Origin of the sequence: Micromonospora sp. NPDC049102, from assembly GCF_043197485.1 — a bacterium.
Taxonomy (GTDB): domain Bacteria; phylum Actinomycetota; class Actinomycetes; order Mycobacteriales; family Micromonosporaceae; genus Micromonospora.
On the sequence record NZ_JBICTE010000003.1, the window covers coordinates 218695 to 233909 of the forward strand.

The window sequence follows — 15215 nt, forward strand, 5'->3', positions numbered from 1 at the left end:
CTCTCAACGTGAGGTGGTGGTAGAAGGCCAAGAGAGCGGTCTCACGCCAGGGTGGTTGCTTCCCCGCACCCTGTCAAGAGAGCGCTCTCCCGAATCTGTCCCCGCCTATGCGACGAGGGCGTCACCCCCGCCGGGGTGACGCCCTCGTGACGCGCGGTGGCGCGAGATCAGCCGGTACGCAGGCCGTCGAGCAGCGTACGGTCGCCGGTGACGTCGAGGGTCTCGAAGCTGACCCGCCCCCAGAGCGCCAGCAGCAGATCGCTCGCAGTGCCGCTGACCTGCGCGCGGGCATGATGGTCGTCGTGGTCGAGAATGGTCGCCGTGTCGAGCAGCGCCACCCCCTCGCCGCGCAGCCGCAGATACCACTCCTGGTCCGCGTCCGTCGCCGCGATCTGAACCACCCCGTGCCAGTCGCCCTTCGCCTGCCGCCGACCGGCGGGCAACCAGGTGTCCAGCACCTCGCTCACCCCGTCGGCGGCGAGCTTGGCCTCGACCGGCTCACCGGCCGCGATGGCGAGTTGGGCGTCCCAGCGGTGCACCGCCGTCTCGTGTGCCATCCGGCGCGGCCAGAAACCGGCCCTCTTCGGCTGCGGAGCCCAGTTCCAGGCCGGCGCCTCCGGGTCGAGCCCATCGAACAGGGTCATCAACCGGTCGTACCCCTGCTGCCAGAGCTGGAGCGGGCTCACCCCGGACGGCATCGCGGACGCGTCCCGGCGCGGCGGCGCGTCCGTGCTCCCGGACCCGGCGAACGAATAAACCCAGTGGTAGAGGCCCGCGAGGTGCAGGGTGAGATCATTGACTGTCCAGCCGGGACAGGACAGCACGGGTGTCTCCGGCGGTGCCTCGGCAACCGCCGCGGCGAATGCCGGACCCTCGGTCCGGAGTGCCCCAATCCAGAAATCCTTGCTGCCCTGCACTCTGCTCATCGCCATCCTCCCGGGGTGCCGGGCCACCAGTAGGTGCCGCGGCTGCCCATCAGCCTAAGGTGAAAGACGTGTCAGACGCCTACGCCCAGCCGACAACCGAAGCCGATCGTGCCATCCCTGGTCCACTGGCCAGCTACACCACGCTACGGATGGGCGGACCGGCCGGGCGGATCATGGCCGCGACCAGCGCCGACGAGATCATCCAGGCGGTACGGGCCACGGACGAGCCGATCCTCGTCCTGGCCGGCGGCAGCAACGTGGTGATCAGCGACACTGGCTTCCCCGGCACGGTCGTGCTGGTGCGCTCGCGCGGCCTGCGGGTCCTCGCCCAGGACGCCGAGTCCGTCACCGTCCGTGTCGAAGCCGGCGAGCCGTGGGACGACCTGGTCGCCGCCACGGTCCGTAACGGCTGGGCCGGCCTGGAATGCCTCTCCGGCATCCCCGGCTCCACCGGTGCCACCCCGATCCAGAACGTCGGCGCGTACGGCCAGGAGGTCGCCGAGACGATCATCGGCGTCGAGGTGTACGACCGCCTCGACGGCACCCGCCAGACGATCCCCGCCGCCGACTGTGGGTTCGCCTACCGAGGCAGCATCTTCAAGTACCAGGACCGCTGGGTCGTGCTGTCGGTCGACTTCCGGCTCACCCGCTCGCCGCTCTCCGGCCCGGTGCGCTACGCCGAACTGGCCCGGGCGCTCGGCGTCGAGGTGGGCGAGCAGGTGCCGCTGGCCGACGCGCGCCCGGCGGTGCTGCGGCTGCGCGCCGGCAAGGGCATGGTGCTCGACGCGGCCGATCCGGACACCCGCTCCGTTGGCTCATTCTTCACCAACCCGGTCCTCGACCGGGCGACGTACGAACAACTCCTGGAACGCTCCGCCGAGCTGGGCGACCCGCCCGCGTGGCCCGGAGCGGACGGCCTGGTCAAGGTGAGCGCCGCCTGGCTGATCGACAAGGCGGGCTTCGCCAAGGGGCACCCCGGCCCGGGTGGCGTCGCCATCTCCAGCAAGCACACCCTCGCCCTCACCAACCGCAGCGGCACCGCCAGCACCACCGACCTGCTCACGCTCGCCAGCACCATCCGCAACAAGGTCCACGCCCGGCTGGGCGTGACCCTGCACCCCGAACCAGTCCTCATCAACTGCACCCTCTAACCCGGGTTCAGAGGCCAGGGGAGGGTCAGCTCGCCCTGGCGCCAGCGTTTCGGCGTGGACAGGACGGGCCAGCCGTCAGCCTTGAGCTGGGTCACCGCCCGTACCCAGCGTTGGCGGGGACCGAACGTGGCGTAGGGGGCGGCGGTCCGCCAGGCGTCCTCCAACGCCTGGATCAGGTCGTACACCGCCTCGCCTGGGACGTTGCGGTGGATCAGCGCCTTCGGCAGCCGCTCGGCCAGCTCTGCGGGGCTCTCCAGCGTGGTGAGCTTCGCGGCCAGGGTCAACGTCCGAGGACCGTCCGCGTCGATGAGCAGCCAGCTCGCCAGGCGGCCCAGCTCGTCACAGGTGCCCTCGACGAGCGCCCCATCCGGGGCGAGCGCGGCGGTCATGGTGCGCCAGGCGTCGGGCACCTGGCTCTCGTCGTACTGTCGCAGGACGTTGAACGCGCGGACCAGCACCGGCCGGAGCCCGGCCAACTCGAAGCCACCCCGGGCGAAGGTCAGGCCGGGCGGGTCGGCGGCCGGCGTCGCGGCGGCCACCCGCGCCGGGTCGATCTCCAGCCCGACGAGGCGTACGTCCCGACGGACCCCCGCCGCCAGCCGGGCCCGCAACTCGACGGCGGTGACCGGCGTGGCGCCGTAGCCGAGGTCCACCACCAGCGGGTCGTCAGCACCCCGCAGCCGGTCGGCGCAGGTTTCCACGATCCAGTTGTCCACCCGGCGGAGTCGGTTCGGGTTGGTCGTGCCCCGGGTGACCACGCCGAGCGGTCGGCGTCGTGGAGCCCCGCTCATGGGTCCTGTGCCCGGCTCAGGAGACCCGGTGGACCTTGTGTTGCGCCGCCTGCGCCCGTGGCCGGACCACCAACCTGTCGATGTTGACGTGCTCGGGGCGGGTGGCGCACCAGGCGATGCAGTCCGCCACGTCCTCGGCGACCAGCGGGTCGGGCACGCCGGCGTAGACGGCGGCAGCCCGTTCGGCGTCCCCCTCGAAGCGGACCAGCCCGAACTCCTCGGTCTTCACCATTCCCGGGTCGATCTCGATCACGCGCAGCGGTCGGCCGCATAGCTCCAGCCGGAGCGTGCCGGCGATGGCCGTCTGGGCGTGCTTCGCCGCCGTGTAGCCGCCGCCGCCTTCGTAGACGGTCAGCCCGGCCGTGGAGGAGACCACCACGATCGTCCCGGAGCCGGACGCCTCCAGCGCCGGCAGCAGCGCCTGGGTGACCCGCAGCGTGCCGAGCACGTTCACGTCGTACATCCACTGCCAGTCGTCGAGCGAGCCGGACTCCACCGGGTCCAGACCGCGCGCGCCACCAGCGTTGTTGACCAGCAGGGTGACCGGCCCGGGTGCCCGCGCGGCAGCCTCGGCGAGCCCGGCCACCGAATCGTCCGAGGTGACGTCGCAGGTCACCGCAGTGGCCTGCCCGCCCGCGGCGGCGATCTCGGCGACGAGACCGGCGAGGCGGTCGGCGCGACGGGCGGCGGCGAGCACGTGGAAGCCCTCGGCGGCGAGCCGGCGGGCGGTGGCCGCGCCGATCCCGCTGGACGCTCCGGTGACGATGGCGACAGAGGTCATCGGGTCATTGTCACCCGGGCCGTACCGCCGATCCCGACCGGGCGTGTGGCCCGCATCGGTGGGCGTCGGTGATGAGGTCCGTCACGCCGGGAGGCCGCGCCGGCGCATTTCCGTAGCCCGATGGGGAAGATGACATCCGGCGTACGGGTTGACCGAGAAGCGCCGGTCGTGCGTGACGGCATTAACCGTGGCAGAAGGAGCGGACGTGGCGGAACTGCACACCGGCGTTGGTCGTCAGCGAGGTGCCCGTCCGTGGCCTCGTCCCCGTCGCATCGCCACCCTCTCCGTACACACATCCCCCCTGCACCAGCCCGGAACGGGCGACGCCGGGGGGATGAACGTATACATCCTGGAAGTCGCCCGGCGGCTCGCCGAGGCCGACGTCGAGGTGGAGATCTTCACCCGGGCCACCTCGGGCGACCTTCCCCCGGTGGTCGAGATGGCCCCCGGCGTGCAGGTCCGCCACATCACCTCCGGCCCGCTCGAAGGGCTGACCAAGGAGGAGCTGCCCGGTCAGCTCTGCGCCTTCACGGCGGGAGTGCTGCGGGCCGAGGCGTCCCGCCCGCCCGGCCACTACGACCTGATCCACTCCCACTACTGGCTCTCGGGCCAGGTCGGCTGGCTGGCCAAGGAGCGGTGGGGAGTGCCGCTCGTGCACACCGCGCACACCCTCGCGAAGGTCAAGAACGCTCAGCTCGCCGCCGACGACCGACCGGAACCGAAGGCCCGGGTGATCGGCGAGGAGCAGGTGGTCGCCGAGGCGGACCAGATGGTCGCCAACACCCGCGTGGAGGCCCGCGACCTCGTCGAGCGGTACGACGCCGACCCCGCCAACGTCACCGTCGTGCAGCCGGGTGTCGACCTGGCCCGGTTCCGGCCCGCGCCGGGCGACCGCTTCCTGGCGGCCCGCGCTGCCCGCCGTCGGCTGGGGCTGCCCGTCGACGGGTACGTGGTGGCCTTCGTCGGCCGGATCCAGCCGCTCAAGGCACCGGACGTGCTGATCCGCGCCGTCGCCGCGTTGCGCGAGCGTGACCCGGCCCTGGCCGACGAGGTGACCGTGGTGATCTGCGGCGGGCCCAGCGGTAGCGGCCTGGACCGGCCGACCGCCCTGATCGAGCTGGCCGCGACGCTCGGTGTCACCGACCGGGTCGTCTTCCTGCCGCCGCGTACCGGCGACGACCTGCCGGCCCTGTACCGGGCCGCCGACCTGGTCGCGGTGCCGTCGCACAACGAATCCTTCGGGCTCGTGGCCCTCGAGGCTCAGGCCTGCGGTACGCCGGTGCTGGCCGCCGCCGTCGGCGGCCTGGTCACCGCCGTACGGGACCAGGTCAGCGGGGTGCTGATCGACGGGCACGACCCGGTGGACTGGGCCCGCGCGCTGAGTCGCCTGCTGCCGGACACCGCCCTGCGGGCCACGCTGTCCAGGGGCGCCGCGCAGCACGCTCGGCACTTCTCCTGGGACCGTACGGTGTCGGGTCTACTCGACGTCTACGGCGAGGCGATCGCCGCGCGTCGGGCCCGGCTCGCTACCGACCTGGCCTGCGACCCGGCGCTCTCCTGCTCCTGGTGACGCCTGGGGCTCGCCCCCGGTGTGGGTGCACCGGTTCGGTCGTAGAGTGGGTCCGGTGAGCCCGAAGAGCGATCTTGCGACCCTCATCGAGTCGGTCTGTGCCGAACGTGACCTGGCCTGGGCGTCGACCGGTCCCGGCTCGTACGCGGTCACCCTGCCGGGCACCCACAAGCTCAAGACGATCTGCAACCTGATCGTCGGCGAGCACGCGCTGCGGATCGAGGCGTTCGTCATGCGCCAGCCCGACGAGCGGCGCGAGGAGCTGTGGACCTGGCTGTTGCAGCGCAACGCGCGAATGTACGGCGTCTCCTTCTCCATCGACGCCGTCGGCGACGTCTACCTCACCGGGCGGGTCAACCCGGCCGGCGTGGACGCCGACGAACTGGACCGGCTGCTCGGTTCGGTGCTCACCTACTCCGACGAGTCCTTCGACACGATGCTGGAGATCGGCTTCGGCAGCTCGATCCGGCGTGAGTACGAGTGGCGCGTCAAACGCGGCGAGTCGACCGCGAACCTCGCCGCCTTCTCCCACCTCTTCGAGCCCTCCGGCCCAGGCCCCACCCGCGACCCCGCCTGACACACCGCGCTCCCGATGAGGGCTTGACCAGGCGGGCTTCCGTGATCGAGGTGGTGGGGCCGCGCGCCGCTGTCCGGCCGCGACCTCAGCCGCCTGCCTCCTTTGCTCTGCTTCAACCGAGGCGACACTTGAGGGCTCCGAGCGTCGCCTGGGTTGAAGCAGAGCAAAGGACGTGTGGGGTACGGGCGCCCCCGCTCCGACCCCTGGCCGTCACGGCGGGCCGCGACGCGCGGGGGTTCGGACTGCTCCTGACGGGTATGCCGCGGCGCGCGGTGCGGCACAGGGACCCCCGCGCGCCGAGGACGGAGTGTCGAGGAGCGGAGCGTCCCATGGCTCAGCGGAACAGCTCAGGTCGCGGCGGGACTGCGACCAGGACCAGACGACAGGCCGGCAACCAGAGCCCGGCTACTCCCGGGGTCTCCGAGTCGGAGATTTCGCGGATGCGAGTGGAGGACATCCGGGGGCAGCTGCGTAAGCGCGGGGTCTCCGGGATCTCCGCGTTGCGCAAGCCCGACCTGGTGAAACAGTTGGTGCGCTCGTTGCGTTCCGACGCCGGTGGCGCGGGTCGGCGCAGCACCGGACCGGCCGGCCGGGCCACCGGCAGCAGGGCGTCGGCCGGTCGGGCCGCCGCGACGAAGAAGTCGGCGGCGAGGGCCGTGCCGAGCCGCGCCAAGGCCGCGCCCGCGAACAAGAGCGCCCCCGCGAAGAAGACGGCCGCTGCGAAGAAGTCGGTTGCCGCGAAGAAGTCGGTTGCCGCGAAGAAGTCGGTTGCCGCGAAGAAGACGACGGCCGCCAAGTCGACGGCGGCACGCAGGACCTCCGCGACGGCCCGTACCGCGCCCGCGCGGAAGGCGCCGGCGAAGAAGGCGTCGTCCCGGCCGGCCGCCAAGCGGACCGCGTCGGCGACGCAGGCCACGACGAAGCGCGCGGCTCCCGCGAAGCGGACGGCCGAGAGCACCGCCGCCCGGGCCACGGCCAAGAGGGCTCCCGCCAAGCGGACCCTGGCGAAGAGCACGGCGTCGGCGGGCGCGGGGATGGCGGCCGGTGGGATCCGGACCGGGCGGGGCAGCAGTCGGTCGGTCCGCAGCTCGCAGGTGATCGCGTCGATCGCCGACCGGCCCGAGCGGCCGGGGCGGAGCCTGATCACCGCCAACCATGAGGTCATCCAGCGGTGGGCGCGAGAGCGTGGCGCGAAGCCGGCGACCATCGCGGGTACCGAGCGGGACGGTCGGGCGGGAGTGTTGACCTTCAACATCCCCGGATACCGGGAAAGCAGCCGGATTCGTGAGATCACCTGGGATGAGTGGTTCCACACCTTTGATCTGCGCCGGCTCAATCTGATCTATCAGGAGCAGATGCGGGACGGCCGGCCGAGCAACTTCTTCCGGACGGAGTCACCCGATCGTGAGGACGGCTGAGGTGTTTGCGGGAATGCCCGACGGGTACCCGGCTGTTGCCAGAGACCGGGGTCAGAGCTGGGCATACTCGCCAGTTGTGACGGGCGAGACAGCCCATCTGGGTTGAATCCAGAATCTGGCCGAACTAGCTTTACTGCACCGCGCCACGCTTGGAAACGTTCGGGGGAGCGGCGGATCGATCAGATCCGCGCACCAGGCGAGGCGCGAGGGGACGGGTGGACCAACCGTTGGGGGACGGTGCCCACCTGTTTGGACCGGCGGCGTGAGCGGGCGATGCTTACGGGGGTGAGTGTTGCCCGCCGCCGCCGGCCCCACCGGCGAGCGCCCACCATCGACCTTCGGGACGTGGTGGGCGCTTTGCCGTCGTACGGTCAGCTTGTCGGGATACGTTCTGCCGGCTCCCGCGCGGCGGCCCGACGCAGCGCGTCGACATGCCTCTCGCGGGACGGACCGGCCAGCAGGTGACCGACGGCGGCCAGCAGGCCCAGCCCGCCCACGATCAGCCAGTGCCGGTCGCCGAGGTACTGCAGACTGACCCCGCCGAGCATCGGTGCGACGAAGGCCGCGGCCGGGAACGTCAGGTAGAAGACCGACTGGTACCGCGCGCGCAGGTCCGGCGGCGCGAGATCCGCGTTGATCTGCGCGTTCGGCGGGGCGGCGAGCATCGAGCCGACCGTCCAGACCACCGCCGCGCCCAGGTAGACCGCCAGGTGGTCGGCGACCGCGAGCACTCCGAACCCGACCGCCAGCAGGGCGGTGGAGGCGGCCAGGACGACGGCCTTGCGGCGTCCGTCGATCAGGCGGGGCACGAACAGTTGCCCCACCACGATCAGCGCGCCGCCGAGGGCCACGACCATGCCGTACGCCGACGGTCCCAGTCCGTCCGCGCGCATCGCCAGGGGCATGATCGTCGAGGTCTGCAGGGTGAGTACGGCCAGCACGAAGGTGAGCCCGACGAAGACCAGGAAGATCCGGTCGGTGAGGACCGTGAGCAGTCCGGGCCGGCGGGGCTGGACTGCCGCCGGATGCCCGGCCGGCGAGACAGGGGTGGCCGGTCGCAGGGTCTCCGGAACCTTCCAGCCGATGACGACGGCAGCCGTGAACGTGGCGCCCGCGTCGACCAGGAATAGTGCGGTGAAGCTCGCCTCGGCTACCAGCCCGGCGAGCAGCGAGGCGACCGCCATCCCGAGGTTCAACGCCCAGAACTCCAGGTTGAACGCGCGTGAGCGTCGGTCCTCGGGTACCACGTCGACGATCGCCGCCACGAAGGCCGGGCCGGGCATGGAGTGTGCGACGCCGACCAGCGCGGCGAGCGCCGCGATCAGCAGGAGGGGCCGGCTGAAGGCCAGCGCGACCATCAGGGTGGCGGTGGCCAGGTGCGCGGCGAGGAGGGTCGACCGGCGACCCCACCGGTCGGCCAGTACGCCGCCGCACAGCACGCCGGCTGCCCCGCCGGCCCCGTACGCCCCGACGACGACGCCGGCCACCGCCGCGCTGGCACCTCGGGCGTCGGTGAGGTAGAGCGAGAGGAAGAGCATGGCGAACGCGCCCGCGCGGTTGATCAGCAGACCGGCCCAGAGGTACCAGAAGGTGGCGGGGAGTCCACCGGCGGTGTCGTGCCACCAGCGCCGCAGGCCGTGCATGCGATCTCCCGACAGTTCAGTTTGTTAACCGTTTCCTCGAACGGTAGTCGGGCCGCGAACCGGCGGTCGTACCGGACTCAGGCCGCCGCCTCGGCGGGCTGCGGCGCGCGAGCACCGACCGGCGTCGCGACCTCGGCGGCGTGCCGCAGCGCGACGGCACGCCGCTCCCGGGCGGGGCCGGAGGCCAGGTGGACGACCGCGGTCAGCACACCGATCGCGGCGCAGCCGAGCCACAGTGCGGCGTTTCCGACATGCTCACGCACCAGACCGCCCAGGATCGGCGCGCTCGCGCCGGCGATCTGCCAGGAGAGCCCGAAGACGCCCTGGTAGCGCCCGCGCAGCTCGGCCGGGGAGAGTTCGGCGATCAGCGTGGAGTTCGACGGCGAGTTCAGCATCTCGCCGACCGTCCAGATCAGCACCGTCAGCCCGTAGAACCACGCGGTGCCGGCGAACGCGGTAAGCCCGAACCCGACACCCATCACGACGGCGGCGAGGGCGAGCACCTGCGAGCGGTTGCGCCCCCGGATCAGCCGGGGCACGAAGAGTTGGCCGACGACGATGAGCAAGCCGTTGAGCGCGATGACCGAGCCGTAGGTGGCCGGGCTGAGACCCGAGTCGCCCATGGCGATCGGCAGCATCGAGATGTGCTGGAGGAAGACCATCGCGGCGAACAGGTTCAGCGCGACGAAGCCGAGGTAGATCCGGTCGCTGAGGATCGTGCGCAGGGCGCCGCGCTGAGCCGTGGTCGCCGCGACCGTGAATCCGCCGTGGCGCGTCTCCGGCACCCGGGCGAAGATGATCAGTGCGGTGATCAGCATCGTGCCCGCGTCGACCACGAACAGCAGCAGGTAGTCAGCCTGCGCGGCGAGGCCGGCGAGGATGGCGGCGCAGGCGAAGCCCAGGTTGATGGCCCAGTAGTTGAGCGAGAAGGCGCGCAGTCGATCCTTCGCCGGCACCACGTCGATCATCATGGCCCCGAACGCCGGTCGGGCGGCCTCGGCGAACATGCCGAGCAGCAGCGCGCCCAGCGCGACCGCCCAGAGGTCCCGGGCCAGCCCGAGAGCCAGCATCATGGTCGCCGCGCCGACGTGGGCGGTGAGCAGCGTCGGCCGACGGCCCCACCGGTCCGCGAGGGCCCCGCCGGCGGTGGTGCCGACCGCGCCGCCGACGCCCCAGAGGCCGAGCACCAGTCCGGCCTGGGAGGGCGAGAAGCCGCGTTCCTGGGTCAGGTAGATGGCGAGGAACACGAGCACGAACGAGCCGATCCGGTTGATCAGCGTGCCGGACCACAGGTACCAGAAGGTCCTCGGTAGGCCGCCGGTGGTGTCCCGGAACCAGCTCCGCATCGTCCGCACGTGGTGCCCCCGCTTACAAGTAATGACCGATGTGACTACAGCGCCTTACAACCCTAGTGGCGGCCGGATTCGCAGGCCATCCGCTTTATCACGTGGTGGTCGTCACCACGGGTGCCCGCGTGTCCGGCGCGGGGTTGAGGCAGGATGATCCGCATGACTGCGAGCGAGGGGCCCACCGTCGGGACGCTGGTCCTGCTGCGGCACGGCGAGAGTGACTGGAACGCCAAGAACCTCTTCACCGGCTGGGTGGACGTCGACCTGACCGAGAAGGGCGAGGGCGAGGCCCGGCGCGGCGGCGAGCTGCTGCGGGAGCACGGCCTGCTGCCGGACGTCGTCCACACCAGCGTGATGCGCCGGGCGATCCGCACCGCCGAGCTGGCGCTCAGCGCCGCCGACCGGCACTGGATCGCCGTGCGCCGGTCGTGGCGGCTCAACGAGCGGCACTACGGCGCCCTACAGGGCAAGGACAAGAAGCAGACCCTCGACGAGTACGGCGAGGAGCAGTTCATGCTCTGGCGCCGGTCGTACGACACCCCGCCGCCGCCGATCGCGGACGACGGCGAGTGGTCGCAGGTGGGCGACCCGCGGTACGCGCTGCTGCCGACCGAGCTGATGCCGCGTACCGAGTGCCTCAAGGACGTCGTCCAGCGGATGCTCCCCTACTGGTACGACTCGATCGTGCCCGACATCCTGGCCGGCCGGACGGTGCTGGTGGCCGCGCACGGCAACTCGCTGCGCGCCCTGGTGAAGCACCTCGACCAGATCTCCGACGAGGCGATCGCCAAGCTCAACATTCCGACCGGCATCCCGCTGCGCTACGACCTCGACCCGCAGCTTCGCCCGCAGACCCTGGGCGGCACCTACCTCGACCCGACGGCAGCGAAGGAAGCCGCCGCCGCGGTCGCCAACCAGGGCCGCTGAGCAGACGCAGAAGGGGCCCCCGCAGCGCGCGGGGGCCCCTTTCGCGTGCCTCAGGTGGTGGCCGGGCTGCTCTCCCCGGTGATCAGGTAGATCACGTGTTCGCCGGCGTTCACCGCGTGGTCGGCGAAGCGCTCGTAGAAGCGGCCCAGCAGGGTTGCGTCGATCGCGGTCTCCACCCCGTACGGCCAGTCGTCGCCGAGCAGCACCGCGAACAGGCTCTTGTGCAGCTCGTCCATGGCGTCGTCGTCGCGGTCCAGCTCGGCGGCGAGGTCCACGTCGGGCTTCGCCAGCACGGAACCGATCTTCGCGGCCATCCGGTCGGCGATGTCGGACATCTCGGTGAAGACCGTCCGCAGCTCGGCCGGGACGGCGGGGGAGGGGTGCCGGCGCAGCGCGGTCTTCGCCACGTGCTCGGCGAGGTCGCCCATCCGCTCCAGATCAGCGGCCACGTGCAGCGCGGTGATCATTGCCCGGAGGTCGGAGGCGACCGGCGCCTGTCGGGCGAGCAGGTCACACACCCGCTCCTCGACGTGTCGGTAGAGGTCGTCGATCTCGGCGTCCCGCTCGATGACCGTCTCGGCGGCCCGCCGGTCGGCGGTGAGCAGGGCCCGGGTGGCCTGGCGCATGGCGGCGCGGATGCCCTCTGCCATGTCCACCAGCAGTTGGCTGACGATCTGGAGGTCGGCCCGGAACTCGTCGCGCATCATCACGTCCTGTGGTCGGTCGCCGCCGACGGCTGCCGGCGCAGGGGTTGAGCAGGTGCGACGCCAACGGTAGGGCGCGTTCACGGACCTTGGATGAACCACGGTGAACGACGCCAGACGTGGGGGTGAACACTTCCGAAAGTGAGGGTGGTTCGTCCCGTTCTGTGTGGTAGCCAGGTTAACAATGACCCTACGATCGCCGGGTGGAGTGGGCGGTGGCGGTCGTGGTGGCCGTGGCGTTGGCGACCGGACTGGTCGCCGGTCTCCTGCTGCCCCGGTTCCTGACGGCACGTGGCCGCTCCACGTCGACGGGCAGCGCGAGCTCCCGCTGGAGCACAGGGAGGCCCGCGATAGCCGACGAGCAGCAGGCCGGTCTCGGTCGTCGGACGATCGACTCGCTCCGGGCCGGTGTCGTGGTGTTGGGGGACGACGACGTCCCGGTCCTGATCAACCCGGCCGCCCGCGCGATGGGGCTGCTGCGCACCGGGAGCACTCCGGGTTCGATCGCCGCGCACCCGTTGATCCGTACCCTCGCGGGCCAGGTGCGACGCACCGGCGTGCGGCGCGAGATCGAGCTAGACCTGCCACGTGGTCGCGACAGCGCGGGGGAGAACCCGCTGGGCGTGCACCTGCGGGCCATGGCTCTCGGGAACGGCTTCATCGCGGTCGAGGCGGTCGACGTGACCGAGTCGCACCGGCTGACCCGGGTCCGGCGCGACTTCGTGGCGAACGTCAGCCATGAGTTGAAGACCCCGATCGGGGCGCTCCAACTGCTCGCCGAGGCACTGCTGGACGCCACCGAGCCGGCCGACGCCGCCGCACCCGACCTCTCCGAGGACCTGGTCGCCGCCCGTCGGTTCGCCGAACGGATCCAGCACGAGTCGACCCGGCTGGGCCGGCTCGTGCAGGAGTTGCTGGAGCTGACCCGGCTCCAGGGCGCCGAGCCGCAGCCGCCGCCGGAGCCGGTCGCGCTCGACTGGGTGATCGCCGAGGTGGTGGACCGTACCCGCACCACGGCTTCCGCCCGTGGCGTCGAGCTGACGGTCGACGGCGAGCGGGGCCTCACCGCCTACGGCAGCGACAGCCAGCTCGCCACGGCCGTGGCGAACCTGGTGGAGAACGCCATCAACTACTCGGGCGAGGACACCGCGGTGCGGGTCACCCTCCGGGGAGACGACGAGCACGTCGAGATCGCGGTCTCCGACCAGGGCATCGGCATCGCTCCGACGGACGTGGACCGGATCTTCGAGCGGTTCTACCGGGCCGACCAGGCCCGTTCACGCGCCACCGGTGGCACCGGGCTCGGCCTGGCCATCGTGAAACACATCGCGAGCAACCATGGCGGTCGGGTGGAGGTGTCGAGCACTCTTGGTGGTGGGTCGACGTTCACCCTCCGGTTGCCCGCCAGCCCGCCGGACGACCTTCTGGCGACACTGCCGCCGGCTGGGATCGAGACCGGTCCGGCCGAGCTTCGGCAGGTCTGACAGCAATGGAAAGGAAATCCCCGTTGAGCCGCGTTCTGGTGGTCGAGGACGAGGAGTCGTTCTCCGACGCCCTGTCGTACATGCTGCGTAAGGAGGGTTTCGAGGTCTCGGTCGCGGCGACCGGCACCGATGCCCTCACCGAGTTCGACCGGACCGGCGCCGACATCGTGCTGCTCGACCTGATGTTGCCCGAGATGTCGGGGACCGAGGTGTGCCGGCAGCTCCGGCAGCGCTCGGCCGTACCGATCATCATGGTCACCGCACGGGACAGCGAGATCGACAAGGTGGTCGGCCTGGAGATCGGCGCCGACGACTACGTCACCAAGCCGTATTCCCCTCGGGAGCTGGTCGCCCGGATTCGGGCGGTGCTGCGGCGGCAGAGCCCGGAGGTCGCCGAGGCGGGCGCTCCGACGCTGGCCGCCGGACCGGTCCGGATGGACATCGAGCGGCACGTGGTGACGGTCGAGGGTGGGGCCGTGCAGCTGCCGCTCAAGGAGTTCGAGCTGCTGGAGCTGCTGCTGCGCAACGCGGGCCGGGTGCTGACCCGTGGCCAGCTCATCGACCGGGTCTGGGGCGCCGACTACGTCGGTGACACCAAGACGCTTGACGTGCACGTCAAGCGGCTGCGTTCCAAGATCGAGCCGGAGCCGTCGGCGCCGCGTTTCATCGTCACCGTTCGGGGTCTGGGCTACAAGTTCGAGCCGTGATCGACCGACCCGAAGGGGCCCACGCGCGGCGTGGGCCCCTTCGGCTGTCGGCGTCCGCTCAGCGGACGACCTTGATATTGAAGAGGGCGGTGTCGAGCCGGCCGCAGAGCCGCAGCCAGAGCGGCATCAGCATCTCGGTGCCCCGGGCGGTCGAGAGGTCACCGAGGTCGATCACGTCGGTGTGCCCGAAGCTCACGAGCAGCCCGGTGACGATCCGCTTCGCCTCCGCGTCGTCGCCCGAGACGAAGACGCTGTGGTCACCGTCGGCGAGCTGCCGCGGGCGCACCATCAGCTCGGCGGCGAGCGTGTTGAGTGACTTGACGACCTTGGCCTGCGGGAACTCCCGCTGGATGCACTCGGCCAGGGACCCGGTGCCGCTGGTGGCGTTGACCACCAGTTCGGCATCGGCGGCGGCCTCGGCCAGGGTGGCCAGCCCGGCCCCGGGGTGCTCGGCGGCCCAGGCCGCGTACGCGCCCGCCCGGGTGGCCGCGACGTCCCGGGTACCGATGGTGACCTGGTGGCCCAACTCCGCGGCGCGGGCCGCGATGGCCTGACCCACCGAGCCGGTGCCCGTCACCAGCAACGACGAGGGAGTGTCGATGTCCACGAACCGTACGCCGGCCGGCCGGCTCGGCTCGGGACCGGATCCTGGACACCGCGTTCCGGCTGTTCTACGCGCACGGACCGCGCGGTGTGGGGGTGGACACGGTCATCGCCGAGTCGGGCGTGGCCAAGGCGACGCTCTACAAGCACTTCCCGCGCACGGACGACCTCGTGCTGGCGTACCTCGACCGGGTCGACCAGGCCTGGTTCGGCGCGCTACGGGCGTCGGCCAGGGATGCCGGCGACGAGCCGCGCGACCAACTGGTCGGCATGTTCGACGCCCTGACCGGAGCCTGTCGCCGGGACGGCTACCACGGCTGCGCGTTCATCAACACGGCTGCCGAGTCGCCGGCCGGCGGTCCGGTGCACGCTCGGACTGTCGAGCACAAGACCGTCGTCCGGGCCTGGGTGACCGAGCTGGCACGCAGGGCCGGCGCGGCTGACCCGGACCTGCTCGCGCGGCAGCTCACCCTGTTGCTCGACGGCGGGCTCGCCAGCGGGGTCCTGGACGGCGACCCGGCGATCGCCGAGGCGGCCCGGCAGAGCGCCCGCCTGCTCGTCGACGCCGCCCTCGACTGATCGCG

General features: G+C 71.6%; 15 protein-coding genes. 8 read left to right on the forward strand and 7 right to left on the reverse strand.

Annotated elements, in window-relative coordinates; all coding sequences use genetic code 11:
• Nucleotides 1-167: 167 nt before the first annotated feature.
• Nucleotides 168-926 carry a maleylpyruvate isomerase family mycothiol-dependent enzyme gene (locus ACGFH9_RS05665; protein ID WP_393215798.1) on the reverse strand — a complete coding sequence of 253 codons (759 nt, stop codon included), beginning with the start codon at nucleotides 924-926 and terminating at the stop codon, nucleotides 168-170.
• Nucleotides 927-994: 68 nt separating this feature from the next.
• Between ACGFH9_RS05665 and ACGFH9_RS05670 the strand changes: the two genes are divergently transcribed.
• Nucleotides 995-2077: a UDP-N-acetylmuramate dehydrogenase gene (locus ACGFH9_RS05670; protein ID WP_393215801.1), complete on the forward strand. Its 1083-nt coding sequence runs from the start codon at nucleotides 995-997 to the stop codon at nucleotides 2075-2077.
• Here ACGFH9_RS05670 and ACGFH9_RS05675 read toward each other — a convergent pair.
• Nucleotides 2074-2868: a class I SAM-dependent methyltransferase gene (locus ACGFH9_RS05675; RefSeq protein WP_393215804.1), complete on the reverse strand. Its 795-nt coding sequence runs from the start codon at nucleotides 2866-2868 to the stop codon at nucleotides 2074-2076. The two genes, ACGFH9_RS05670 and ACGFH9_RS05675, sit on opposite strands and share 4 nt — an antisense overlap.
• 16 nt (nucleotides 2869-2884) lie before the next feature.
• Nucleotides 2885-3649 (reverse strand): SDR family oxidoreductase, encoded by a 765-nt coding sequence (locus ACGFH9_RS05680; protein WP_393215807.1) that lies wholly within the window; start codon nucleotides 3647-3649, stop codon nucleotides 2885-2887.
• A 205-nt stretch (nucleotides 3650-3854) separates the two neighbouring features.
• On the opposite strand from ACGFH9_RS05680, the gene mshA reads away from it, so the two are divergent.
• The 3 genes from mshA (at nucleotide 3855) to ACGFH9_RS05695 (ending at nucleotide 7214) form a co-directional block, all read left to right on the forward strand.
• Nucleotides 3855-5219, forward strand: coding sequence for a D-inositol-3-phosphate glycosyltransferase (gene mshA / locus ACGFH9_RS05685; RefSeq protein ID WP_393215810.1), 1365 nt, complete (start codon nucleotides 3855-3857; stop codon nucleotides 5217-5219).
• A 55-nt stretch (nucleotides 5220-5274) separates the two neighbouring features.
• Nucleotides 5275-5796 carry a YbjN domain-containing protein gene (locus ACGFH9_RS05690; RefSeq protein WP_393215813.1) on the forward strand — a complete coding sequence of 174 codons (522 nt, stop codon included), beginning with the start codon at nucleotides 5275-5277 and terminating at the stop codon, nucleotides 5794-5796.
• A 539-nt stretch (nucleotides 5797-6335) separates the two neighbouring features.
• Complete coding sequence (locus ACGFH9_RS05695) at nucleotides 6336-7214, forward strand: hypothetical protein (RefSeq protein ID WP_393215989.1); 879 nt, start codon at nucleotides 6336-6338, stop codon at nucleotides 7212-7214.
• 371 nt (nucleotides 7215-7585) lie between these two features.
• Here ACGFH9_RS05695 and ACGFH9_RS05700 read toward each other — a convergent pair whose 3' ends face one another.
• Complete coding sequence (locus ACGFH9_RS05700; RefSeq protein WP_393215816.1) at nucleotides 7586-8857, reverse strand: MFS transporter; 1272 nt, start codon at nucleotides 8855-8857, stop codon at nucleotides 7586-7588.
• A 77-nt stretch (nucleotides 8858-8934) separates the two neighbouring features.
• Nucleotides 8935-10212, reverse strand: coding sequence for an MDR family MFS transporter (locus tag ACGFH9_RS05705; RefSeq protein WP_393215819.1), 1278 nt, complete (start codon nucleotides 10210-10212; stop codon nucleotides 8935-8937).
• 153 nt (nucleotides 10213-10365) lie between these two features.
• Here ACGFH9_RS05705 and ACGFH9_RS05710 point away from each other — a divergent pair, with 153 nt between their 5' ends.
• The gene (locus tag ACGFH9_RS05710) at nucleotides 10366-11133 is read left to right on the forward strand and encodes a phosphoglyceromutase (RefSeq protein WP_393215822.1); all 768 of its coding nucleotides are present in this window, start codon (nucleotides 10366-10368) and stop codon (nucleotides 11131-11133) included.
• A gap of 50 nt (nucleotides 11134-11183) precedes the next feature.
• Here the strand turns inward: ACGFH9_RS05710 and phoU are convergent, their stop codons facing one another.
• Nucleotides 11184-11837 carry a phosphate signaling complex protein PhoU gene (gene phoU / locus ACGFH9_RS05715; protein ID WP_393215825.1) on the reverse strand — a complete coding sequence of 218 codons (654 nt, stop codon included), beginning with the start codon at nucleotides 11835-11837 and terminating at the stop codon, nucleotides 11184-11186.
• 227 nt (nucleotides 11838-12064) lie between these two features.
• Here phoU and ACGFH9_RS05720 point away from each other — a divergent pair, with 227 nt between their 5' ends.
• The gene (locus ACGFH9_RS05720; protein WP_393215992.1) at nucleotides 12065-13321 is read left to right on the forward strand and encodes a sensor histidine kinase; all 1257 of its coding nucleotides are present in this window, start codon (nucleotides 12065-12067) and stop codon (nucleotides 13319-13321) included.
• Between the two features lie 23 nt (nucleotides 13322-13344).
• Nucleotides 13345-14028, forward strand: coding sequence for a response regulator transcription factor (locus ACGFH9_RS05725; protein ID WP_039906992.1), 684 nt, complete (start codon nucleotides 13345-13347; stop codon nucleotides 14026-14028).
• 58 nt (nucleotides 14029-14086) lie between these two features.
• Here ACGFH9_RS05725 and ACGFH9_RS05730 read toward each other — a convergent pair whose 3' ends face one another.
• Nucleotides 14087-14635: an NADPH-dependent F420 reductase gene (locus ACGFH9_RS05730; RefSeq protein ID WP_393215828.1), complete on the reverse strand. Its 549-nt coding sequence runs from the start codon at nucleotides 14633-14635 to the stop codon at nucleotides 14087-14089.
• Between the two features lie 41 nt (nucleotides 14636-14676).
• On the opposite strand from ACGFH9_RS05730, the gene ACGFH9_RS05735 reads away from it, so the two are divergent.
• Nucleotides 14677-15210: a TetR/AcrR family transcriptional regulator gene (locus tag ACGFH9_RS05735; protein WP_393215995.1), complete on the forward strand. Its 534-nt coding sequence runs from the start codon at nucleotides 14677-14679 to the stop codon at nucleotides 15208-15210.
• The last annotated feature ends 5 nt before the right edge of the window (nucleotides 15211-15215 follow it).

Bases quoted from the DNA above. Each gene is read 5' to 3' on its own strand.
- ACGFH9_RS05665 (WP_393215798.1), bottom strand. From the start codon at position 926: ATGAGCAGAGTGCAGGGCAGCAAGGATTTCTGGATTGGGGCACTCCGG.
- phoU (WP_393215825.1), bottom strand. From the start codon at position 11,837: ATGCGCGACGAGTTCCGGGCCGACCTCCAGATCGTCAGCCAACTGCTG.
- ACGFH9_RS05700 (WP_393215816.1), bottom strand. From the start codon at position 8,857: ATGCACGGCCTGCGGCGCTGGTGGCACGACACCGCCGGTGGACTCCCC.
- ACGFH9_RS05680 (WP_393215807.1), bottom strand. From the start codon at position 3,649: ATGACCTCTGTCGCCATCGTCACCGGAGCGTCCAGCGGGATCGGCGCG.
- ACGFH9_RS05710 (WP_393215822.1), top strand. From the start codon at position 10,366: ATGACTGCGAGCGAGGGGCCCACCGTCGGGACGCTGGTCCTGCTGCGG.
- ACGFH9_RS05675 (WP_393215804.1), bottom strand. From the start codon at position 2,868: ATGAGCGGGGCTCCACGACGCCGACCGCTCGGCGTGGTCACCCGGGGC.